This is a genomic window from Zeaxanthinibacter sp. PT1, assembly GCF_028464225.1.
GTDB lineage: Bacteria > Bacteroidota > Bacteroidia > Flavobacteriales > Flavobacteriaceae > Zeaxanthinibacter.
In genome coordinates, this window is the sequence record NZ_JAQPCN010000003.1 from 42,310 (window position 1) to 65,831 (window position 23,522).

Below are 23,522 nucleotides of genomic sequence, written 5' to 3' on the forward strand. Positions count from 1 at the left end.
ATAAATCGGACCTATGAAGGATTTCATCAAGTTCCTGGGAAGCAGGACATTTCTTATCAACCTCGGGCTTGCAGCGGTCAGTGTGGTACTGCTCACTATCCTGGCCATGCAGTGGCTGCGTTCATCAACCAATCACGGGGAACACGTAGAGGTCCCGGACCTGTCCAAGCTTTCGGTGACAGACATGAGAAAGAAGATTGAAGAAGCAGGCCTGCGCTACGAAGTGATGGATTCTGCCAATTTTAACCCGGATTATCCGAGGTTCTCCATCATAGAACAGACGCCTAAAGGCGGTAGCAAGGTAAAAGAGAACAGGAAAATCTATGTTACGGTTAATCCCTCGGGTTATAAGCAGGTTAGCGTTCCCAACATTATACAGGTTACCCAGCGAAATGCCGAATCTATGCTCAGGGCTGTCGGCCTGGAGGTGGAAAGGGTCACATACATTGATCAATTGGGAAAAAACATGGTTTATTACATCAGGCATAAAGGCAAACAAGTAAAACCGGGGGATAAACTCCCTAAAAAATCTGAGATCGAATTGGTTTGCGGAAACGGAACTATTCCGGGGAGCGCCCAGGTACAATCAGATTCTGAATAATAAATGGATACAGCAGAGGAAAATATAGAATTAGGGGACGGGGAATTATTTGAACATTATAAGTTTAAAGCATCAAAAGGACAAGACCCGTTAAGGGTGGATAAATTCCTGATGAACTTTATAGAGAATGCTACCCGGAACAAGATACAGCAGGCGGCCAAATCCGGCCATATCTGGGTGAATGATAACATAGTTAAGCAGAATTATAAAGTGAAAGCAGGGGATGAGGTAAAAGTGCTCTTTGAGCATCCCCCGCACGAATTTTTGCTGACCCCTGAGGATATCCCCCTGGAGATCGTTTACGAGGACGATGTTCTGTTAGTGGTCAATAAGCCCGCCGGAATGGTGGTGCACCCGGGGCATGGTAATTATTCGGGAACCTTGATCAACGCCCTGTTACATCACATAGAGCAACTTCCGATGAACAGCAACGAACGCCCGGGACTTGTTCACCGTATCGATAAGGATACTTCCGGCCTGCTGGTGGTTGCCAAGACAGAGGCGGCGATGACCCATCTTGCCCAGCAGTTTTTTGATAAAAGCAGCGAAAGGGAATATATCGCCCTGGTATGGGGAAATGTTGTAGAGGATGAAGGAACCATAGAAGGCCATATCGGGAGAAATCCCAAGAACCGCCTGCAAATGCAGGTTTTCCCGGAAGGCGAACAGGGAAAAGAAGCCGTTACCCATTACAAGGTAATAGAAAGATTAGGTTACGTTACCCTGATCTCCTGCAAGCTGGAAACCGGGCGTACCCACCAGATCAGGGTTCACCTGAAGCATATCGGTCATACCCTGTTTAACGATGAGCGCTATGGTGGAGAACGCATACTGAAAGGAACCACTTTTACCAAATACAGGCAGTTTGTGGATAACGCCTTCAAGATTCTTCCGCGGCAGGCACTGCACGCCAAGACGCTCGGGTTTAAGCACCCGGTCAGTGGAGAGCACAAGCGATTTGACTCTGAGATCCCTGAAGACATGCAGGCATGTATTGATAAATGGCGCGAATATGCCAAACATACAAGTAAATAAAAAATATAACCAATGCTGATAGTGGCATTGAATATCTCTAGTGAAACTACTGTTCTACACTGATTTACTTTTTTATTTTTAGACAAAATTGATACTATGAAAATTGTTATTTCCCCTGCTAAATCTATGGATTACGAGAGGGAATTACCCATACAGACCCATACACAAGCCCGGTTTTTGCAAGAGGCAGAAAGGCTGAATAAGATCCTGGCAAAAAAAAGCCCTAAGTCCCTTTCTAAATTAATGGATATTTCGGCAGACCTCGCCGACCTCAATTGGCAGCGCAACCAGGATTTCCGGCTACCATTCAGCACTGATAATGCTCGGCCGGCGGTATTCGCTTTTGATGGTGATGTTTACCAAGGGCTTGATGCCTATACCCTTGATGAAGGGAAATTAGAGCGTTTGCAGGGGTCACTGCGCATTCTTTCCGGCTTATACGGAATTTTGAAGCCTTTAGACCTGATACAACCATACCGACTGGAGATGGGCACTTCATTGAAAGTTGGAAGAAAAAAGAACCTGTACGAGTTCTGGAAAGAAAATATCACCCAGGCGCTTAACGATGAGCTTGAAGAAGGTGAGCTTTTTGTGAATTTAGCCAGTAACGAGTATTTCAATGCTGTGGGTGCTAAAAAACTGAAGACGCCAGTAATTACACCAGTTTTTAAGGATTGGAAAAATGACAATCTGAAAGTCATTAGTTTTTTTGCCAAGAAGGCCAGGGGTGCGATGGTTCGTTATATCGTGGATAAAGATGCCCGGACACTGGACGATCTTAAAGGGTTTGATTACCTCGATTACTGCTATAGTAAGGAACATACCCTAAAGGAGAATAATCCTGTTTTTGTTCGGTAGAATAAATTGCTCCTGCCTGCGTTGTAAAGTATAGCACCAAAATGATATTCTGATGAAATACCTGTCTATACTGCTATTTTGTATTTGTCTTGGGATGGTATCCTGTACAGACCGTGATGATGAACTTCAGCAGGTGCAGATAAGGGTCAGGAATATGAATACATTCCAGTATGACCAAGTGATCGTCGGAGACCAGGAATCTGTGCACGAATCAGTGCCTCCGGGTGAATATTCCGAATACCTCCCGTATGATACAGCGTACCGGTATGCTTACGTGGAAATTATTTCCGGGGACTCAACGTTTATCGCCCAGCCCATAGATTTTGTAGGGGAGACTCCCCTTCCGATGGGGTTTTACACCTATGAACTTACCGCAACCGGAGACCGTACGGTAGAGATCAACTTTGTTCTGGACTAAGCCTTATTCTTAATATTAATTTTCTCTTCTACGGATGGCTTGCGTTTAATTTTGCGTGCTCTCCTGGCGCCGAACGATTTATTGGCAATCTTCCCTCGCTTTGTTTTTTTATCACCTTTACCCATAGCTCATTTCTTTTATGTGCTATAAAGATACCCAAGATCTCGATGTAAATCAAGTTCAGATATTGCACAAGGCTCCAAATCTGGGCAAGGTATTATAAGCGTTTGCGTATTCTAAAAGAAAACGTTTGAAACTCGGAATTTAATTGATGAAAACAGGCTTTTTCACTGCAATATTGTAACAAAATGCGTCCTTTTTATAAGGATATCGCATTGCTTTCTTAGGTCAAAAAGCCTAAGTTTGTTTTCATAACAGTAAAGCATTTTCAGTGGAAATTAAGAAGGTTTTAGTAGCGAACAGAGGAGAGATAGCCATCCGGATTTTCCGGGCATGTGTAGAGATAGGGGTGCGAACAGTAGGAATCTATACCTACGAAGACCGGTATTCCCTCCACCGCTATAAAGCGGATGAATGCTACCAGATAGGAGGGGAAGGGGAGCCATTAAAGCCTTACCTGGATATAGATGCCATTATCCAGGTTGCAAAAGACAACCAGGTAGATGCTATACATCCGGGCTACGGATTTCTTTCTGAAAACGCCACATTTGCCCGTAAATGCGAGGAAAATGGCATAATATTTATTGGCCCTAAAGTATCTGTTCTTAAGGCTCTCGGGGATAAGATCACGGCCAAAGAAGTTGCCGTGGCTAATAAAGTCCCTGTAATTGAAAGCAGTAAGAAAGATTTAGACGATGTAAATATCGCGATAGCTGAAGCCAACAGGATAGGGTACCCTGTGATGCTGAAGGCGGCTTCCGGGGGAGGTGGCCGGGGAATGCGGGTCATCAGGACGGAAGACGAACTAAGAAAGGCCTACCCCGAAGCCAGGAGAGAATCGCTCAATGCCTTCGGGGATGATACCGTTTTCTTGGAAAAGTTTGTAGAAAATCCAAAGCATATAGAAGTACAGATTGTTGCAGATACCCACGGTAATATAGTTCACTTATATGAGCGTGACTGTTCAGTACAAAGAAGATACCAGAAGGTTATAGAGTTTGCACCGTCTGTTGGCCTGAGCGATGAAACCAAAAATAAACTCTACACCTACGCCATAGATATCTGTAAAGCCGTTAATTACAACAATATCGGGACGGTAGAATTCCTGGTAGATGATGATGGCAGCATTTATTTTATAGAGGTCAACCCGAGGATACAGGTAGAACATACGGTTACTGAAATGGTGACCAATATAGACCTGGTCAAGGCCCAGCTGTTTATCGCCGGGGGCTATCGCCTTTCAGATAAACAGATCAAGATCCCGGACCAGGCCTCGGTAAAGGTGACGGGGTATGCCTTGCAATGCCGGGTAACTACAGAAGATCCCGGGAACGATTTTAAGCCCGATTACGGGGTGGTCACCACCTACCGGAGTGCTTCCGGATTTGGAATCCGCCTGGACGCGGGTAGTATCTACCAGGGAGTAGTTATTTCTCCCTTCTTTGACTCCATGCTGGTTAAAGTTTCCGCGATCAGTCGAACCCTGGACGGATCTTGCAGAAAGATGCGGAGAGCCCTGGCCGAATTCAGGATACGGGGTGTAAAAACCAATATGGCTTTCCTGGATAATATCCTGAAACATCCTTCTTTCAGGGAAGGCAAAGTGACGGTCAACTTTATCAAGAATGAACCCAAGCTGTTCGAGTTCACCGAGCCGCGCAACAGGGCGAATAAACTTTTAGAGTTTCTCGGTGAGAATATCGTTAACGGGAATCCGGAAGTTAAGAATGTTGATCCCAACCGGGTATTTTCTAAACCAAAAGTTCCCTCTTATCCTTCAAGGGAGCCATACCCAAAAGGAACCAAAGACCTGCTCACAGAATTAGGTCCCGAAGGTTTGGCCAACTGGCTTAAATCTGAGAAAAAAATTCATTTTACTGATACGACCATGCGCGATGCACACCAGAGCTTACTGGCTACCAGGATGCGGACCGCGGATATGCTGAAAGTAGCCGAGGGATATGCGAAGAACCATCCGGAAATATTCAGCCTGGAAGTCTGGGGAGGGGCAACTTTTGATGTTTGCCTAAGGTTTTTACAGGAAAATCCATGGGAGCGTTTGGAATTATTACGGGAAGCAATGCCCAATATTCTATTGCAAATGTTGATCAGGGGTTCTAACGGGGTAGGTTATACCGCATACCCGGATAATGTGATCGCTAAATTTGTCGAACAATCGTGGGAAAGCGGGATCGACCTCTTCAGGATCTTTGACTCTTTGAACTGGATGAAGTCCCTGGCTCCTTGTATAGATCATGTAAGAACCAGGACCAATGGAATTGCCGAAGGCTCTATCTGTTATACCGGTGATATCCTGGATCTAGCAAAGACAAAATATGACCTGAAATACTACATACAGTTGGCCAAGGACCTGGAGAATGCAGGGGCACATATCCTTGGAATTAAGGATATGGCAGGCCTACTTAAGCCCAATGCGGCTTATGAACTGGTATCGGCCCTTAAATCTGAGATCAATATCCCCATCCACTTGCATACCCATGATACCTCCTCTATTCAGCCAGCTACGTATCTCAAGGCGGTTGAGGCCGGTGTTGATGTGATCGATGTAGCGCTTGGAGGCTTGTCCGGACTTACCTCTCAGCCTAATTTTAATTCGGTGGTTGAGATGCTGCGTTTCCACGAACGGGAAAACCTGCTGGACCGCAAAAAATTAGCAGAATATTCCAATTACTGGGAGACGGTCAGGAATTATTACTATCCCTTTGAATCCGGATTAAAATCAGGGTCCGGGGATGTGTACACCCACGAGATTCCCGGCGGACAGTATTCTAACCTGAAAGGACAGGCCATTGCCCTTGGATTGGAGAATAAATTCCCGGAGATCACAAAAATGTACGCGGAGGTCAACGAGATGTTCGGTGACATCATTAAAGTTACCCCGAGCTCTAAGGTAGTAGGGGATATGGCCCAATTTATGATCAGTAATGGGTATACCGTAGAGGATATTATGGAAAGAGGAGAAAACTTTTCTTACCCCAGTTCCGTGGTGAGCTTCTTCAGGGGAGACCTGGGGCAACCGGTGGGCGGATTCCCGGAAAAACTACAAAAGATCATTCTTAAAGGAGAAGAGCCTTACACCGATCGGCCGAATGCGCATTTGGAGCCGGTCGACTTTGATAAAGAATTTGAAGATTTCAAGAAAAAATTCGGTTCAGGCATGGGTCGTGAACTGAAGATGACTGATTTCCTTTCTTACCTGCTCTATCCTAAAGTATTCACGGAAGCCCATGAAAAGCACCTGAAATATGGAAATGTCATGAATATCCCGACCAAGAATTTCTTCTTCGGGATGGAAGTTGGTGAGGAAATCATGGTAGAACTGGACAGGGGTAAGAATATTTTGATCTCCCTGATGTTAAAAGGAGAACCCGATGAGGAGGGGAATGTCAATATTTTCTTTAAGATCAACGGGCAGTTGAGGAATGTCTTCATCAAGGATAAGTCGGTTAAGGTAGAGCGGCAGCGCAATAAAAAGGCCGAGGCCGATGATCCCAAACAAATTGGAGCGCCATTACAGGGAATGCTGTCTAATGTGCTGGTCAAAAAAGGGCAGGAGGTACAGAAGAACCAGCCGCTTTTCGTGATAGAGGCCATGAAAATGGAAACTACGGTAACCGCGAACGAAGAGGGAGTAATAGACCGGGTAGAATTAGGAAACGGGACCTTGGTACATTCTGATGATCTTGTGCTGGTTTTAAAATAGACCTATTAAAAAACCCTTTGTACATACCCACCCCTTTGAACCTTTTCTTTTTGAAGAGGCTACACGCTGGATTGTCGGAACCCTGCCCCCGCCCAGGTTTACCACGGGTGATCTGAAACCCGGAGATGTCAATTTCTGTTACGGCAGCAGGGACGGGCAGCTGTGGAATATCCTGGACAGGATGTATGAGCTTCAATTGCTTTACGAGGATTCTGTAGAAGCAGTACGGCAACGCAAAGAATTCTTAAGGCGGGAAAAGATCGGGATATTTGATATCGTAGACAGTGCAGAACGCCTGAAGGTTGATGCCACGGACCTTGGAATGAACGGGGTATGCTTACGCGACCTGCTTGGCGGCTTATACCAATATCCCAAGGTGGATACCCTGATTTTTACTGGTGGGAATAGCAAGAACGGACCTGAATATTTCTTCAGGCGCCTTGCCAGGGATCACGGTATCAAATTAATTCCGGTACATACAGAAGTCCCCCGTATCCACGAATTTATGCTGCCCGGAGATACCGAAAACAGGCGCATACGGACGGTTTCACTTACCGCTCCCAGTGGAAGCGCAAACCGGGCAGTTGGGAGTATGCAGGAATACAAAAACCTGAAAATGCATAAGCCGGGTTTTACAACCCTTGATTTCCGTATACAGCAATACAGCCCATTTTTTAAAGATCCTTTGTACATCCGCGAATTTTGACAAAAAAAAGAACCCGGGACGTTTAACTTCCCGGGTTCTTCCAGATCAATAACGATAATAGATAGCGTTATTATTTGTTCTGCTGATCCTTAATAGTATCCTTTTCAATATCAAATTTATTGGTATCTATATCGGTATTCCCCGTAGGATTGTTCGGGGTAGTTTGTTCTTTAGTTCTTTCAAATTTTTTATCTATAGTTCCCATGCTGTGTTATCTTTTTTGATTCACAATCAATATAAGAAACGAAGGATGGAATACCCGTTAAGACCCTTATAAACCTATGTTATTGAATGTTAAGTCTCGTGAAGGTCAATCCATAGGCGGAGCGCTGCTGAGCAGTGAATAGAATACCTGTAAGCCATAGTCTATTTTTCCGATCTCCAGATTTTCATTGGGGCTGTGTTGATTGTTATCAGGGTTCACCATAGGAACAATAAAGGCAGGAATGGCCAGCTCATTCACAAAAGGTGAAATAGGTACAGTACCTCCCATAATTCTGATCTGAACCACTTGTTCCCCGAATTTCTCTCCGAGGGTGTTAACCAGGTATGTGCCATAGGGATTGTCCAGGGGAGTCTGGAATGCATCCGTGACCGGGCGCTCCGTGACGGTTGCGATCCGATCGTATTTCAGTCGGTCCTCGGCCGAAGGCACCTCTGTCATTAAGTGGTATCCCTTCTCCCTGATATAGGTTTTGATCAGCTCTTTAAGCCGGGTACCATCGGACTCCGGGACCAGTCGAAGGTCTAACTCGGCAGTGGCCGATTCAGGGACAATAGTCCTGGCTTTGTCTCCTACCCAGCCGGAAGACAGACCTCGTATATTTAAAGACGGGTATTGCAGGGATTCCTGGTAGAATGATCCCACTTTTTCCGGTTTACGAATTGCCAGGTTGCGGTTAATGGCTTCACTGTCATCGGGCACACTGCGAAGAACATCCATTGCTTGCTCATCAATACTGATGCCGTCGTAGTATCCTTTGATTGTTACCCGGCCTTCTTCGTCTTTCATTCCTGCAAGCAGTTGTGCCAACTGTAAACCGGGATTAGGTGCGTAATTGCCGTAATGGCCGCTGTGCTGAGGTTTTATCGGTCCGTAAGTTGTGATGCTCATGGTGGTAATACCCCGGCAACCGTACACTACGGTAGGTAAGCCTGAGGCGTGAACCGGGCCATCATTTATGATCAGTAGGTCGGCTGCCAATAATTCCCGGTATTGCTTTACGGCATCCGGTAACGGTTTGCTGCCTTTTTCCTCTTCACTGTCCAGGATTACCTTTACATTAAAGGGGATGGACTGATTATTTTTCCGGAGTAGGTCTATGGCATTCAGGAACATGACGATAGGTCCTTTATCGTCAGAGACAGACCTTCCGAACAGGCGCCAGTCATAATTGATATCTTCGGTCAGCGAATCAAATGGAATTTGTTTCCATCCGTCCCCGGACCTCTCTTTCAATACGACTTCGTAAGGACTTTTCTGATTCCACTTGGATGGATCTACAGCCTGCCCGTCAAAATGCATATAGAAAAGCACCGTGGGTTTTTGATCTTCCATAGGCAGAGCCGCAAAAAAAAGAGATTCACCGGCAGTTGGAAGTACACTGGTATTAAATCCACGCTCGTTGAATTTATTAGTAAGCCAGGTGATGTTCCTGTTCATACTGGCGTGGTCCAGGGCATCGTTTGGAATACTGATAAATTCGCGTAATTCGTCTATAGTGTGCCGGACCTGGGATTTCAGTTGGGATTGGTCTTGCGCCTGCAGGGATACTCCAGCGGCCAGTAAGATAATTAAGTATAGGTTTTTCATATAATTCGGGCTGATAGCTGTGTAAATCTAGCGAATTCTTTTAACAAAATCACCTGCAGAATCCGCACCGTTTTCCGTAAGATACTTGATAAAAGCCGAGCCGATTATAGCACCTTTTGTATGCTCCGTTGCCTGGGCGAAGGTCTCTGCGTTGCTGATTCCGAAGCCGGCAATCAATGGATTACGAAGTCCCATAGCAGCAATTCGCTTAAAATAATCCTGCTGATCCTGTCCAAAACCGGACTTAGCTCCCGTAGTACTCGCGGAACTGACCAGGTATAAAAAGCCATTGGAGGCGGCATCAATCTCCCTGATACGTTCATCACTTGTCTGGGGGGTGATCAGGAATATGTTGAGTAATCCGTAAGCATCAAAAATCTCTTTGTATTGTAATTGGTATTCCCGGAGTGGAAGATCCGGTAAAATAAGCCCGTCTATACCGATCTCCCGGCACTTCTTACAAAACGCTTCCACACCGTATTGCAATACCGGGTTAAAGTAGCCCATGATAATCAGGGGGATAGACACCTTTTCGCGAATGCCCTGCAACTGGGAGAACAGCTTTTCCGTGGTCATACCATGTGTCAGGGCATGGGTAGAGCTTTCCTGTATCGTAGGCCCATCCGCAAGCGGATCGCTGAAGGGGAGTCCTATCTCTATCATATCTACCCCGTGTTCTTCCAGGGATTGGATGATTTTTACCGTATCACCATGTTGCGGGTAGCCCGCGGTAAAATATATGGATAGAAGCTTTTTATCTTCCTGGAGTTTTGTCTGTATCCTGTTCATCATACTCAATGCAAAAATCTTTATAGTTTAAAATAGTCGATATAGGTTTGCAGGTCCTTGTCTCCACGCCCGGATAGGTTGATCACGACAAGGTCATCGGCCTTGAATTTCCTTTTCTCAAATATGGCAAAGGCGTGTGCAGTTTCAATAGCGGGAATAATACCTTCTAAACGGGCCAGCATACGCCCTGCTTTCATGGCTTCATCATCGGTAATGGAAATAAATTCTCCCCTCCCGGAGGCGTAGAGATGTGCATGCATAGGTCCCACTCCCGGGTAATCCAGTCCGGCAGAAATGGAATAGGGTTCAGTGATTTGCCCGTCAGGAGTCTGCATCAGCAAGGTCTTACTGCCATGGATGATGCCGGTTTTCCCAAGGTAAGAAGTTGCCGCACTTTCCCCTGAATCCACTCCTTTCCCTGCCGCTTCTACAGCGATCAGTCCTACTTGGGTATCATCGAGGTAGTGGTAATAGGCTCCGGCTGCATTACTGCCTCCGCCTACACAGGCAACTACGTAGTCCGGACGCGACCGGCCTTCCTTTTCCTGAAGTTGTGCCTTGATCTCGGCAGAGATCACCGACTGGAATCGCGCCACCATATCGGGGTAGGGGTGAGGTCCGACCACAGAGCCGATAATATAATGGGTGTCTACTGGGTTGTTGATCCAGTCCCTGATGGCTTCGTTGGTGGCATCCTTAAGGGTCTTGCTACCCGAATTCGCCGCTCTTACCGTCGCTCCAAGCATTTTCATACGGGCGACATTAGGGGCCTGCCTTTCAATATCTACGGTACCCATATAAACGATGCACTCCATGCCCATTAAAGCGCAGACGGTGGCGGTTGCTACCCCGTGCTGGCCCGCACCTGTTTCTGCAATGATCCGCTGTTTGCCAAGGCGCTTTGCAAGTAATATCTGCCCAATGGTATTATTTACCTTATGAGCCCCGGTGTGGCATAGGTCTTCTCGTTTCAGATATATCCGGGTGCCACAATGTTCGGAAAGCCTGCTCGCATAGTACAAGGGGGTAGGCCTGCCTACATAGTCTCTCAGGAGATCGTTAAATTCTTTCTCAAAGACAGGGTCTTGCATGATCTGTAGGTATTGCTGCCTGATCTCCTCCGTATTCGGGTATAACATTTCCGGGATATATGCTCCCCCGAACTCCCCGTAATAACCATTCTCATCTACATTGTAAGTCATCGTAAAATAGTTTTATTGCCCTGAGGCGAGTACTCCTTTAAATTTTATTAAATCAGCTATATTCTTTTCACCCGGCCTGGTTTCAAACCTGCTGTTCACATCCAGGGCATGGCAGTTTTTTGCTTCCGGTTTCTGCAGGAAATCACGAACGGATTCCATATCTCCCGGCCCTATTCCACCGGACAGGAAAAAAGGCTTCTTTGATGGGTACCCTCGCAGTAATGTCCAGTCAAAGGAATAACTGTTTCCCCCGGGAAGTTTACCCTTGGTATCAAAAAGATAAAAATCACATATTTCTTCAAAAGGCGACAATTGTTCAAAATTAAAAGAAGTTCCCACCGAAAAAACTTTTATGATCTTCACATTATTTTCAAGAGCTGTAAAAGCTTCTTGTAATGCGCTGCAGAAAGCAGGACTCTCACCGCCGTGAAGTTGTACCAGCTGCAGCCCAAATTCGTTTACCCTTTTAACAACCTCTTCGATGGACGCGTTAACAAAAACACCAACTTTCTCTATTCCCGTCGATAATTTGGGCATATCGCCCTGGAAGTAGCGGCTGGATGGCTCCCAGAAAATAAACCCGAGATAATCGGGTTGTAAGGTGGCAACCTCGGCCGTATTATAATTCATCCCGCAGACTTTCAGTTTCATGAGTTCAATTCTTTTATAAAAGAAGATGCAGCCCCACCGGGATCTGCTGTTTTCATAAAATTTTCACCTACCAGGAAACCCTTATACCCATAGTCTCTTAATTCTTTGATAGCGTCAGTATTGCTGATGCCGCTTTCAGATACCTTGACAAAATCATTGGGGATATGTACTGCGAGTTCCTTGCTGGTCTCAAGGCTGACCTCAAAGTTCTTTAAATCCCGGTTGTTAACTCCCAGCATATCAAGGCTGGGCATCAATGATTTTTCCAGCTCCTCCCGGTTATGGACCTCCAGGAGTACTTCCAGACCAAGTTCTTTGGCAAACCGGGATAACTCGGCAATCCGGGTCCTGCTGAGCACTGCCGCGATAAGCAGGATTACATCTGCCCCGAAAGCCTTGGCTTCCAGCAGCTGGTATTCATCCACGATAAATTCTTTTCGCAGCAGGGGAGTCTCCACAGAAGCGCGTGCCACAAGCAGGTCTTCCAGGGATCCGCCAAAATAAGGGGTGTCTGTTAACACTGAAATACCGCAGACTCCTGCATGCTCGTATCCCTTGACCACATCCCATACCTTGAGGTCATTGTTGATGACCGATTTGGAAGGAGATCTGCGTTTGTGTTCCGCAATGATCCCGCTGCTGCTTTTACGCAAGGCAGCCGCCATTGAAAATACAGGCCTCGCAAACAACATGGCCTGTTCCAGTTGCACCGGTGGCACCAGGCTTTTCTTAAATGCCAGTTCACGTTTTTTGTCGACAATTATCTTATCCAATATGTTCATCGCTTACTTACTTCTTGTAGTTTTCTAAGTGCTTCCAATGCTTTACCGCTCATCAAGGATTCCTTTGCCTTTTCAAAACCCTCAAGCGGGCTGATACCTTCTACGGTTGCAATGGCAATCCCTGCATTGGCACAGACCACGTTATTCTGTTCTTCCGATCCCTTAGCTTGTAGAATATCGAGGAAGATACGGGCAGATCCGGCAATATCTTCGCCTCCTTCGATCGCTTTGGCAGATACCGGGTTTACCCCGAAATCTGCAGGTTCCAGCATAGCTTCGGTGCGGTTAGAAATAGTTTTGGTGGTGCCGGTCAGGGAAATTTCATCATAACCATCCAGGGCGTGGAGGACGGTGAAATTCTTATCGGTATTCTGGTAAAGGTATCCATACATCCTCGCCAGTTCCAAGTTAAATACCCCGACAATCTGGTTCCTCGGAAAAGCGGGGTTCACCATAGGCCCCAGCATATTAAAAAAGGTTTTTACCGCAAGCTCACGGCGGATAGGAGCTACATTTTTCATTGCCGGGTGAAAGAGCGGTGCATGTAAGACACAGATTCCGGCTTCGTCCATAGATCTCTTCAGAAAATCCTTTTCGCTGCTGAATTTAATGCCCAGGTATTCCATCACATTACTGCTGCCACAGGTTGAGGAAACTCCGTAGTTACCGTGTTTTGTCACCGGGATACCGGTTCCTGCAGTAACAAACGAAGCCAGGGTAGAAATGTTGAAAGTATCTTTACCGTCACCCCCGGTTCCGCAGAGGTCTATAGGGTCGTATTCGGACAGGTCTACCGAATGACAGAGGTCCAAAAGAGCATCACGGAAACCCTCCAATTCGTCTATGGTGACACTGCGCATCATATAAACCGTCAGGAATGCGGCGATCTGGCTTGAGTTGTAGGCGCCATTCGCAATATTCACCAATACCTGCCGGGCATCGTCCTTGGAGAGAACATCGTAATTAATTAACCTGTTGAGGATCGTTTTCATAGTAAGGACTATTTATGAGTTGCCGCAGGAGTTTTCCCGGCCTTTACCCAGTTCTCTATTAATTTTTTACCGTGGGGTGTCAGAACAGATTCCGGATGGAACTGAACTGCCCTAACATCGTATTCTCTATGCCTGAGGGACATCACCTGCCCATCTTCGGCCACGGATGTAGCTTCCAGGCAGTCCGGTAGATCGGGATTCACTACCCACGAATGATAGCGGCCCACCTCCAGGGTTTCCGGAAGCCCATTAAAAAGTACCTCTTCACAGAGTACCCTGATCTTAGTGGCTACGCCGTGGTATACCTGGTCCAGGTTGATAAGGCTGCCGCCAAAGACCTCTCCTATGGCTTGCTGGCCCAGGCAAACCCCGAAAATACTTTTGGTGGGAGCGTAAGTGGCGATGATCTCCTTTAATAGACCGGCTTCTTCCGGTATTCCGGGACCCGGAGAAAGGACGATCTTATCAAAAGCCGCAACCTCTTCCAGTTTCAGCTGATCATTCCGTTTAACGATCACTTCACAATCCATAGCTTCCAGGTAGTGCACCAGGTTATAAGTGAAACTATCGTAATTATCGATGACTAATATTCTGTTCATTTTTACGGCTGCTATAATTGTTATATGGTTTCAGCTATTTCCATCGCCTTATTCAGTGCCCCCAGCTTGTTGTAGACCTCCTGCAGCTCTGATGCCGGTTCCGAGGCTGCTACCAAACCTGCTCCGGCCTGGTAATGTAACTCGTGGTTCTTACTCAGGAAGGTGCGGATCATGATCGCATGGTTAAAATTGCCATTAAAGTCCATAAACCCGATGGCTCCCCCGTAATAAGCACGGTTTGTGGGTTCGTAATCCTCAATCAGCTGCATGGCCCTGTGCTTCGGAGCTCCACTAAGGGTGCCGGCAGGGAAAGTGTCTGCAACCACATCCATTGTAGGGGTGTCCTTTTTCTTTTGCCCGGTGACCTTGGAAACCAAGTGGATAACATGAGAGAAATATTGTACTTCCCTGTAATTTTCTACAATGACATTATTGCCGTGCCTGCTGAGGTCATTTCGGGCAAGATCTACCAGCATGACATGTTCACTGTTTTCCTTGGCATCTTCGGTGAGTTTCTTGGCCAGCCTTGCATCTTCTTCGTCATTCCCGGTACGCTTAAAAGTTCCTGCAATCGGGTGTATCTCGGCCTTCCCTTCCTTGACCACCAACTGTGCCTCCGGTGAACTGCCAAATATCTTGAAGTTCCCATAATCAAAATAAAAGAGGTAAGGAGAGGGGTTAACGGATCTCAATGCCCGGTACACATTAAACTCGTCACCCTTAAATTTCTGGGAAAACCTTTTAGAGAGTACCAATTGGAAAACGTCGCCCCGACCACAGTGTTTTTTAGCAATTTCTACCTTCTCCATATAGGCCTCATCACTGAGGTTGGAAGAGGCGTCCCCTTCCCTCCGGAAATCAAAAGCCGCAAAGTTTTTTACATTCAATATACGCTCTAGCTCAGGGATATTATTTTCAGACTCGTAGCAATGTGCAAAGAGGTAAGCTTCATTCTTAAAATGATTGATCGCGATTATATTCTGGTATACCGCGTAATAGATATCCGGGATATCTAGGTTGCCTTCTTTTTTTTGAATAGAGACATCTTCAAAATAGCGGACCGCGTCATAAGCCATATACCCAAAAAGCCCATTATTGATAAACTTAAATCCATTATTCTGGGCTTTGAACTGCTGGCTAAAATCATGGATGATAGAAGGGATATTATCCCCTGCAGTAATGGCCTTTTCTTTAATGCTTCCGTCAGGGAATTTCCATTTAATTTTTTCGTCCTGTATACTGATCGATGCTATAGGGTTGCAGCAGACATAAGAGAACGTATTGTCATTTGCCCTGTAGTCACTGCTTTCTAGCAATAAACTGTGGGGAAACCGATCCCGGATCTTCAGGTATACACTAACCGGGGTAATGGTATCGGCCAGTATCTTTTTATGATATGTTTTTAATTGATATGCCATGTTCTGGTCTATTCGATTTAATTCGGTTGTTAGGTCTTGTCACCAAGGAGTATAAATGCAAAAAGGCTTGTCGTGATTGACAAGCCTTTTTGTACAGTACAGATACAAGGGTGCTTAGCTCACGACTTCAGACGTAAGTTTTTCCACCACCATGTATGTACTGTAGATATTTTCATAGCCTCAAATATAGAAAGGAATTTTATAAATACCATAGGCCCAGAAAAAAAAAATCCGGACCCTTTTACCGGATCCGGATCAATATCATAGCTGATGATTAAAACTGCAGGTCTACGACCAGGTCAAATTCATCATAGATGGTCTTATCTCCAAGATTGTCAAAGAAACTTCCGGAACCGTAGCGAACATTGTACTCCGCACGGTCTACCTTTAAAGTGGCGGTAGCCTTGCTCCCGTATACAGACATATCAAAAGTGATCGGTTTGGTGATGCCTTTGATAGTCAGGTCACCGGTTACTTCGTACGAATTTTTCCCTGTAGACTCAACTTCTGTGATGACTAGGTTTGCTTTTGGGAATTCGGAAACTGAGAAAAAGTCTTCAGACTTAAGGTGTCCTTCTAATTTTCCTTTGGATTCTCCTTCCAGGTCTGTAGCTACAAGGGAGGTCATGTTTACCGTGAATTCACCTCCTGTTAGCTGATCATTGTCAAAAACAAGTGCGCCGCTTTCTAATTGAACTTCGCCGTAATGTGAGCCGGTTACCTTATAAGCTTTCCAGGTTACCGTACTTTTCTCGGTGTTCACTTCTTTCTTAACTTCTTCCACGGGGTTCGTAGTGTTGGCCGTAGCTCCGGTTACGATGGCTAAGGCCAGGATCAATGCATTTTTTTTCATTCTATTTGTTGTTTTAAGGGATTAAAATTTATCTAAAAGGTTATTCAATTGTCTTAAATCTTCATTGGAGAAACCGGATAAGAGTTCGTCCTCGGTACGCGAGACGATTTTATCCAATTTCAATAATAGCGCTTTGCCTTCTTCCGTAATGGTAATCTCTATTTTTCGCCGGTTACTTGGACATACCATGCGGTTCACCAGTCCTTTGTTAAGCAACTTATCCACCAGCCGGGTGGTATTACTTTGTTTAGAAATCATCCGCTCATTTAAGGTCTGCAGGTTGGCTGCTTTTCCCTTCTGCCCCCTAAGGATCCGAAGGACATTAAATTGTTGTTGTGAAATATCGTATTCTTTCAGGGCAGAAGCGTACTGTTCGTTCACCTTGTTACTCACCAGGATAAGGTGGATCAGGGAACGACTTTCCAGTGCTATGGGCTTCTCCGTCTTAAGAATCATTTCTACATTCATGTCTCTACAACAATTGTATATACAAATGTAAGATTAAATTCAAGGCGGTCAAGTGTAGCTGCGATAAATTTTTGTTAAATTATAGGGGTGGAAAAAGCCAATATTTAACTTTAATATGAAAAGACATAAATGAAGTTCGTATTTCCTTTTTTAATCCTTCTGATGGTATTGACAGCTTGTCAACCGGATAAGAAGAAGAATACCATGAATTTTTTGGATGAAAGCACTCCTAAGAATATGGTCGAAGGGCCAGACTTTAGCGTACCGGTATACGATTTTGATGAGTTTGAGACACTCTTAGAACAAGATGATGAATATACCTATATCATCAATTTCTGGGCTACCTGGTGTGCTCCCTGCGTAACCGAGTTGCCATTTTTTGAAAAGTTAGGGGCTGCCTATCCCGACGAAAAGATCAGGGTAGTCCTGGTTAATCTGGATATGGCCAAGATGTGGGATAGTCACCTTGTTCCTTTTTTGGAGAAACGGGATTTAAAGTCATACGTCCTGGTTTTAGATGATCCCAGTCAGAATTCCTGGATCCCGAAAGTGGATAAAGACTGGTCCGGTGCAATACCTGCCACTCTGATCTATAATAAGCGGCAGCGTAAATTTTACGAGAAACCCTTCAGTTTTGAAGAACTGCAGACAGAGCTAAATACTTTTTTAAATCATAGAACCCATGAGACTTCCGATCACTCTACTGACACTAGGCGCGGCACTCCTGGCTTTGGCGTTCAGCCCGGTACCCCCGGGAACAGCTAAAGGCTACACCATTGGAGATGTTGCCACAGATTTTGAACTAAAAAATATAGACGGCAACACGGTTTCTCTTGCCGATTACAAGGAGGCCAAAGGCTTCTTGGTGATTTTTACCTGCAACACTTGCCCATATTCTGTCGCTTACGAGGACCGCATTATCGCCCTGGATCAAAAATATAAAGTCTTAGGGGTTCCGGTTATTGCCATTAATCCTAACAACCCCAAAGTGCAAGCGGGAGACAGTTTTGAGAAAATGAAGCAACGTGCAAAAGAAAAGAACTTCACCTTTCCCTACCTCTTGGATGAAGGGCAAAAGATTTTCCCGCAATACGGTGCCCAGAGAACTCCGCATGTATTCTTGCTGGAAAACCAGTCTAAAGGCTATGTGGTCAGGTATATTGGTGCCATTGATGATAATTATGCAGATGCTGATAAAGTTACGGAACCCTTCGTGGAGAATGCAGTAGACGCCATGCTTAACGGCCAGGAGATTTCCGTGACCAATACCAGGGCTATCGGTTGTACCATCAAAACCTGATTGTTGAAATTTCCTTTTCAGATGGTGTTTTCTCATACCGGATTTTTACTTTTGTGAATCAAAATCAGAGATATGGCCGATTTAACACAAGACGAATGGGCGTCAAAATTGCAGGATGATGACAACGCAGTTATCCTTGACGTTCGCACCGATGAAGAAGTAGAAGAGGGGATCATTCCCAATGCTATCAATATCGATATTTATAAAGGGCAGGACTTCATCAACGAAATTGATAAGCTCGATAAATCTAAAAACTATTATGTCTATTGTCGTTCCGGCAATCGTAGCGGACAGGCCTGTGCCCTGATGAACAATATGGGATTCCAGACGGCATACAACCTTTTGGGAGGTTTTAGCGAATGGGAAGGAGAGGTTTCCGAGTAAGCCTACCCTAGTTCATTCCTTATAACAAGGGTAGACATACCATTGATGCTGACCCCGGCATAAATTTTATTAGGTATACTGCAATCTTTTTGCATACTCAGACCGTATTATTCGGGCATGCGAGAGGATTTATTGCATTTTGTCTGGCAACATCTAAAAATTCCACTCAGGTTGAAGACTACAGAGGGCGAGACCCTGAAGATTCTTCATCCCGGGGAACCTAATGATGGTACCGGTCCCGATTTTTTTAATGCCCGGTTACTTATCGATAGAATTCACTGGGCTGGAAATGTGGAAATGCACCTGCGATCATCGGATTGGTATGCACATGGGCACCAGGATGATTCAAATTACTCCAAAGTAATACTTCATGTTGTCTATGAGGACGACATGCCCGTAACCAGGGGAGATGGGCAGCTATTACCCACCCTGCAATTACGCTCCTATATCGCGCCGGGGATCATCAACAGTTACCGATCCCTGCTGTCTTACCAGGGAAAGGACTTTATTAATTGTGAAAAAATGCTCCCGGGTATACCACCGGTCTTGCTCAGCTCCTGGATGGAAGAATTATACCGGAGAAGGCTGACCGCGCAGTCAGATTTGCTTAACCGGCAATACCAATTATATAACAAAGATTGGGAGCAGTTGTTGTTTATTTCGTTGATGAGGGTTTTCGGATCGCAGAAAAACGGGGCTTTCTTTTTGGAAGTGGCAGGGAGGCTCGATTTTTCGATCATTCGTAAAACATCTGGTTCTGTCCAGGCCCTGGAGGCTTTGTTCTTCGGTATGGTGGGAATGCTGAGTAGGAAACCGGGGACGGATCCCTATTATTTTCAACTGCAAAGAGAATTTACTTTCCTGAAACGCAAGTATGGTATGCTGCCCCCTGCCGGGCGAAGTCCCGAATTTTTTGGGCAGCGACCTTCTAATTTTCCTACGATAAGGCTCGCACAACTTGCTATGCTTTACCATAAAACCCCTAAGCTGTTCAGTGAGACTATAGCTATAGCCACTAAGAAGGAAGCGTATTCCTTGTTTTCGGTTGCAGCATCTACATACTGGAACACCCACTTCCTCTTTGGGAAGTCTTCCCGGAGTTGGACTAAAAGGGTAAACAAGCGCTTTACTGACTTGATTCTCCTGAATGCCGTAATCCCTTTAAAGGTAGCTTTTGCTAGCCAGAGGGGGAAGGATATACGAACAGAAATGCTGGCTTTCGCCAGCGAGATCAAAGCCGAGAAGAATGGGCCGATCGAGAAATTCAAAATATTGGGAGTACATCCGGGGCATGCACTACAAAGCCAGGCCTTGTTAGAACTTTATAGTAAATATTGTAGAAAACACCAATGCCTGAGATGCGCAGTGGGGAGGCAATTATTGAATCAAATATAGTATTTTTGATCCATGAACGTATTCTACCAATTATTGTACTTCTTCCAGAAACGCGGGTATGCCGTTTGTGGTCGGATTGCAGAACGACTAGGAATCCGGGCGAGGGTCGTGCGCACTTCATTTATCTATCTTACCTTCGTTACATTGGGGTTCGGATTTGCGTTATATCTTTTCCTGGCGTTTTGGTTAAGAATTAAGGACCTGCTGTATACGAAACGAACTTCTGTTTTTGACCTTTAATAATGATCAGACTTTTCCGTTCTAAAATTTTACTGTCCTTATTCCTGGTCATTACAGTGCTGCTTATTGGGGTGCTGGGTTATAGGTATATCGCAGACTTCACCTGGCTGGATGCCTTGTACATGACGATCATCACCGTCACGACCGTAGGATTCGCCGAGGTTCAGCCCCTGGATACCGATGCCAAGATCTTTACAATCCTCCTGATCGTGGCCAGTGTCTTTATTATCGCTTTTGCCTTATCGATTATAACGGAATACCTCCTGAGTAGAAATTCTTTGCAAATTCTAAAGAAAAAGAAAGTGGAAAACATGATCAACAACCTAGACAAACACGTTATTGTTTGCGGTTACGGGCGCAACGGAATGCAGGCGGTCGAAAGACTCAGGGCTTACAAAAAACCTTTCGTGGTTATAGAAAAGGATCGGGAGGTGATTGAAAAATTTGAAGAGGAACTTCTTTTTATTGAAGGAGATGCCAACGAGGACGAAACCCTGAAGGATGCAGGGGTGCACCGGGCGCAGTACCTCATTACAGCATTACCCGATGATGCTGCTAACCTTTTCGTGGTGTTATCCGCTCGCCAGCTCAATAAATCACTCTTTATTATCAGCAGGGCCTCGCACATTAATACACAGAAGAAACTTTTGCTGGCCGGTGCTGACAAGGTGATCATGCCCGACAAAATAGGAGGGGATCATATGGCATCCCTGGTGGTTATCCCTGATCTGATCACTTTTATGGACCAATTATCCATAGAAGGTGAACACACCACTAACCTGGAGGAAGTTGCTATAGAGGATTTTGAAAGCGAGCTGAATTGCAGCTCACTTCGCGACCTGGATCTTCGTAGGAAAACCGGTTGCACAATCATAGGGTACATCACTCCTGATGGAGATTATATTATTAACCCCGAGGCAGACCTTCAGCTGCAGCCCAAAAGTAAAGTTATCGTCCTCGGTAGGCCGGAACAGATACGTAAACTGAACCAAATGTTCAATATCACTTAAGTTCTTTAGGAAATTATATTTTTTTTGAACCAATTATTTTAGGATATTGTGCGCCATTATTGCGCTTATCCAACTAAATACGACATACATGAAATATTGCCTGACTATTCTGTCATTCCTGTTCACATTTGCGGCTCAGTCGCAAGAACTAGAGGTTAACGCCAAGAAGTCCAACCCTTCCAATACCCTGAATGACGGGGTGGTTACACTCGATGTTACAGGAGGAACTCCACCCTACACCTATAAGTGGAGTAACCAGGAGACTCCACTTGATTCTCCCAAGGCAACAGGCCTGATTGAAGGTATAGAATATACCGTAACTGTTACCGACGCTGCAGGTAATTCGGTTACCAAAGAATACCAGGTAGAACCGGACGCCATTACGGAAGTCTTTAATGGAATAATGACACCGGCCGTTAACGGTCTTGGATCTGTACTGTTCTGGGATCCTTTCGCTGCCATCGGTATCTACGACCCGGTAGCTTACGCAGATGTTAAACTTATCCCGATCCCGGGTTGGAGTTCTGACGTACAGAACAAGTATATCCTTAAGAGATGGTTGAAGCCGGAGAATTCCCCGGTAAAAAAGGGAGATGAGATTGCGGTGATTTCCATGAACGACGGGCCGGATGAAACCATTGTTTCTCCTGTGGACGGATCCTTAAAATACCTTGTAGAGGGTGGAGGGGTAATCTATAATTCGGATAACCCGGAACATATTATTGAACAAGGTGCTCATTACCTGGCCGAGATAGAATACGCTCAGCCGGTCGCTCATACCCATCCAAACGGGGACCCGGTGACCAAAGATATTCCCTTTATCGTGATCTGGCTGGTTCTAGGAGCCGCTTTCTTCACGTTCCGTATGGGGTTCATCAATATACGAGGGTTTAAGCATTCTATTGACCTGGCTCGTGGAAAATATGACGATCCTAATGCCCCGGGGCAGGTGACCCATTTCCAGGCCCTGGCTACTGCAGTTTCAGGAACTGTCGGACTGGGTAATATCGCAGGTGTGGCGGTAGCAGTATCCCTTGGAGGTGCCGGTGCAACATTCTGGATGATTGTTTGTGGTCTCTTGGGAATGTCTTCCAAGTTTGTAGAATGTACACTTGGTGTAAAATACAGGGATATACTTCCTGACGGTAGGGTTTTTGGGGGGCCAATGAATTACCTTCGCTATGGCCTAGAGAAACGGAACATGGGAGGATTTGGTAAGGTGCTTGCCGGGGTATTTGCTGTTCTTGCGGTGGGAGCCTCGTTCGGAGGTGGAAACATGTTCCAGGCCAACCAATCTTTTGAACAGCTGGCCAGCCAGTTTCCTGTTCTGGAGGGTAATGGATTTTGGTTTGGTATAGCTACAGCCATCCTCGTAGGTGTAGTAATTATCGGTGGAATTAAAAGTATTGCTAAAGTAACCGGTAGGGTTGTGCCGATTATGGCTTCTGTGTATGTCTTGGCGGCCCTGGCAGTAATCGTTGTTAATATTGAAAATATTGCTCCTGCATTTTCTGCGATCGTAGAAGGAGCGTTTAATCCAAGTGCTCTGAAAGGTGGAGTGATAGGTGTGCTGGTCGTCGGTTTCCAGAGGGCTGCTTTCTCTAATGAAGCGGGTGTTGGTTCTGCGGCTATCGCACACAGTACTGCAAAAACCAATAATCCTCCTTCTGAAGGGTTTGTTGCTCTTTTAGAGCCCTTCATCGATACCGTCGTGGTTTGTACACTTACTGCACTGGTATTGATCTTTACAGGGATGCACGAGGTAGAAGGGATGGCAGGTGCACAATTGACCTCTGATGCTTTTGGTAGTGTGATCTCCTGGTTCCCGTATGTACTGGGTGTTGCAGTTTTCCTTTTCGCATTCTCTACCATGATCTCCTGGTCTTATTACGGGATGAGAGCCTGGACATACCTGTTTGGTAAGAGCCAGAAATCAGAGATGATCTATAAGATGTTCTTCCTCATATTTGTAGTAATAGGTGCTTCCATTAGTCTTGGAGCTGTGCTCGACTTCTCTGATATGATGATCCTCGCCATGTCTTTCCCTAATATTATAGGACTGTATATCATGTCTGGTGAAGTTAAGGGAGACCTGAAGGAATACCTGAAGAAATTAAAGGCTAATACTTTATTTAAATCTCAGAAAAAAGGTAAGGCCGCGTAA

25 protein-coding genes are annotated in these 23,522 nt (G+C 45.5%); 13 read left to right on the top strand and 12 right to left on the bottom strand.

All coding sequences use genetic code 11. The annotated features are described in order from the left end of the window. Positions 1–13: 13 nt before the first annotated feature. From PP178_RS09655 to PP178_RS09670, 4 genes are all read left to right on the top strand, one after another. Positions 14–601 (top strand): PASTA domain-containing protein, encoded by a 588-nt coding sequence (locus tag PP178_RS09655; RefSeq protein ID WP_272594145.1) that lies wholly within the window; start codon positions 14–16, stop codon positions 599–601. A gap of 3 nt (positions 602–604) precedes the next feature. Beyond that, positions 605–1,636: an RluA family pseudouridine synthase gene (locus PP178_RS09660; RefSeq protein WP_272594146.1), complete on the top strand. Its 1,032-nt coding sequence runs from the start codon at positions 605–607 to the stop codon at positions 1,634–1,636. A 96-nt stretch (positions 1,637–1,732) separates the two neighbouring features. After that, positions 1,733–2,494, top strand: a complete 762-nt coding sequence (yaaA, locus tag PP178_RS09665; protein ID WP_272594147.1) for a peroxide stress protein YaaA — start codon at positions 1,733–1,735, stop codon at positions 2,492–2,494. A gap of 52 nt (positions 2,495–2,546) precedes the next feature. Then, a complete protein-coding gene (locus PP178_RS09670) occupies positions 2,547–2,912 on the top strand; it encodes a hypothetical protein (RefSeq protein ID WP_272594148.1) in 366 nt (121 codons plus the stop codon). Here PP178_RS09670 and PP178_RS09675 read toward each other — a convergent pair. Continuing rightward, positions 2,909–3,037 carry a 30S ribosomal protein THX gene (locus tag PP178_RS09675; RefSeq protein WP_272594149.1) on the bottom strand — a complete coding sequence of 43 codons (129 nt, stop codon included), beginning with the start codon at positions 3,035–3,037 and terminating at the stop codon, positions 2,909–2,911. The two genes, PP178_RS09670 and PP178_RS09675, sit on opposite strands and share 4 nt — an antisense overlap. A 266-nt stretch (positions 3,038–3,303) precedes the next feature. Between PP178_RS09675 and PP178_RS09680 the strand changes: the two genes are divergently transcribed. Together PP178_RS09680 and PP178_RS09685 are read left to right on the top strand one after the other, a co-directional pair. Then, entirely contained in the window at positions 3,304–6,756 is a 3,453-nt protein-coding gene (locus tag PP178_RS09680; RefSeq protein ID WP_272594150.1) for a pyruvate carboxylase, read from the top strand. A 181-nt stretch (positions 6,757–6,937) separates the two neighbouring features. Further along, the gene (locus PP178_RS09685; protein ID WP_336298531.1) at positions 6,938–7,462 is read left to right on the top strand and encodes a uracil-DNA glycosylase family protein; all 525 of its coding nucleotides are present in this window, start codon (positions 6,938–6,940) and stop codon (positions 7,460–7,462) included. 70 nt (positions 7,463–7,532) lie between these two features. Here PP178_RS09685 and PP178_RS09690 read toward each other — a convergent pair whose 3' ends face one another. The 11 genes from PP178_RS09690 to PP178_RS09740 all read right to left on the bottom strand — a co-directional run bounded on the left by PP178_RS09690 (position 7,533) and on the right by PP178_RS09740 (position 17,029). Further along, entirely contained in the window at positions 7,533–7,667 is a 135-nt protein-coding gene (locus PP178_RS09690) for a hypothetical protein (RefSeq protein ID WP_272594151.1), read from the bottom strand. 105 nt (positions 7,668–7,772) lie between these two features. Beyond that, the gene (locus tag PP178_RS09695; protein ID WP_272594152.1) at positions 7,773–9,275 is read right to left on the bottom strand and encodes a M20/M25/M40 family metallo-hydrolase; all 1,503 of its coding nucleotides are present in this window, start codon (positions 9,273–9,275) and stop codon (positions 7,773–7,775) included. 27 nt (positions 9,276–9,302) lie between these two features. Further along, positions 9,303–10,064, bottom strand: coding sequence for a tryptophan synthase subunit alpha (gene trpA / locus PP178_RS09700; RefSeq protein ID WP_272594421.1), 762 nt, complete (start codon positions 10,062–10,064; stop codon positions 9,303–9,305). Positions 10,065–10,084: 20 nt separating this feature from the next. Continuing rightward, complete coding sequence (gene trpB / locus PP178_RS09705) at positions 10,085–11,266, bottom strand: tryptophan synthase subunit beta (protein WP_272594153.1); 1,182 nt, start codon at positions 11,264–11,266, stop codon at positions 10,085–10,087. A 12-nt stretch (positions 11,267–11,278) separates the two neighbouring features. After that, entirely contained in the window at positions 11,279–11,917 is a 639-nt protein-coding gene (locus PP178_RS09710; protein ID WP_272594154.1) for a phosphoribosylanthranilate isomerase, read from the bottom strand. Continuing rightward, the gene (trpC, locus tag PP178_RS09715; protein WP_272594155.1) at positions 11,914–12,699 is read right to left on the bottom strand and encodes an indole-3-glycerol phosphate synthase TrpC; all 786 of its coding nucleotides are present in this window, start codon (positions 12,697–12,699) and stop codon (positions 11,914–11,916) included. Before trpC ends, PP178_RS09710 begins: the two co-directional genes overlap by 4 nt. Further along, a complete protein-coding gene (gene trpD / locus PP178_RS09720; protein ID WP_272594156.1) occupies positions 12,696–13,691 on the bottom strand; it encodes an anthranilate phosphoribosyltransferase in 996 nt (331 codons plus the stop codon). Before trpD ends, trpC begins: the two co-directional genes overlap by 4 nt. Positions 13,692–13,699: 8 nt before the next feature. Continuing rightward, positions 13,700–14,290: an anthranilate synthase component II gene (locus PP178_RS09725; protein WP_272594157.1), complete on the bottom strand. Its 591-nt coding sequence runs from the start codon at positions 14,288–14,290 to the stop codon at positions 13,700–13,702. 20 nt (positions 14,291–14,310) lie between these two features. Continuing rightward, positions 14,311–15,708 carry an anthranilate synthase component I family protein gene (locus PP178_RS09730; protein ID WP_272594158.1) on the bottom strand — a complete coding sequence of 466 codons (1,398 nt, stop codon included), beginning with the start codon at positions 15,706–15,708 and terminating at the stop codon, positions 14,311–14,313. A gap of 274 nt (positions 15,709–15,982) precedes the next feature. Next, positions 15,983–16,561 (bottom strand): YceI family protein, encoded by a 579-nt coding sequence (locus PP178_RS09735; protein ID WP_272594159.1) that lies wholly within the window; start codon positions 16,559–16,561, stop codon positions 15,983–15,985. A 21-nt stretch (positions 16,562–16,582) separates the two neighbouring features. Continuing rightward, the gene (locus tag PP178_RS09740; RefSeq protein WP_272594160.1) at positions 16,583–17,029 is read right to left on the bottom strand and encodes a MarR family winged helix-turn-helix transcriptional regulator; all 447 of its coding nucleotides are present in this window, start codon (positions 17,027–17,029) and stop codon (positions 16,583–16,585) included. A gap of 129 nt (positions 17,030–17,158) precedes the next feature. Between PP178_RS09740 and PP178_RS09745 the strand changes: the two genes are divergently transcribed. From PP178_RS09745 to PP178_RS09775, 7 genes are all read left to right on the top strand, one after another. Further along, the gene (locus PP178_RS09745; protein WP_272594161.1) at positions 17,159–17,794 is read left to right on the top strand and encodes a TlpA family protein disulfide reductase; all 636 of its coding nucleotides are present in this window, start codon (positions 17,159–17,161) and stop codon (positions 17,792–17,794) included. After that, a complete protein-coding gene (locus PP178_RS09750; protein ID WP_272594162.1) occupies positions 17,712–18,329 on the top strand; it encodes a thioredoxin family protein in 618 nt (205 codons plus the stop codon). The genes PP178_RS09745 and PP178_RS09750 overlap by 83 nt, the downstream gene beginning before the upstream one ends. A gap of 72 nt (positions 18,330–18,401) precedes the next feature. Then, positions 18,402–18,713 carry a rhodanese-like domain-containing protein gene (locus PP178_RS09755; protein ID WP_272594163.1) on the top strand — a complete coding sequence of 104 codons (312 nt, stop codon included), beginning with the start codon at positions 18,402–18,404 and terminating at the stop codon, positions 18,711–18,713. 117 nt (positions 18,714–18,830) lie between these two features. Continuing rightward, entirely contained in the window at positions 18,831–20,108 is a 1,278-nt protein-coding gene (locus PP178_RS09760; RefSeq protein ID WP_272594164.1) for a DUF2851 family protein, read from the top strand. 12 nt (positions 20,109–20,120) lie between these two features. After that, the gene (locus PP178_RS09765; protein WP_272594165.1) at positions 20,121–20,348 is read left to right on the top strand and encodes a PspC domain-containing protein; all 228 of its coding nucleotides are present in this window, start codon (positions 20,121–20,123) and stop codon (positions 20,346–20,348) included. A 2-nt stretch (positions 20,349–20,350) separates the two neighbouring features. Further along, the gene (locus PP178_RS09770; protein ID WP_272594166.1) at positions 20,351–21,358 is read left to right on the top strand and encodes a potassium channel family protein; all 1,008 of its coding nucleotides are present in this window, start codon (positions 20,351–20,353) and stop codon (positions 21,356–21,358) included. Between the two features lie 88 nt (positions 21,359–21,446). Then, positions 21,447–23,522 carry an amino acid carrier protein gene (locus tag PP178_RS09775; protein ID WP_272594167.1) on the top strand — a complete coding sequence of 692 codons (2,076 nt, stop codon included), beginning with the start codon at positions 21,447–21,449 and terminating at the stop codon, positions 23,520–23,522.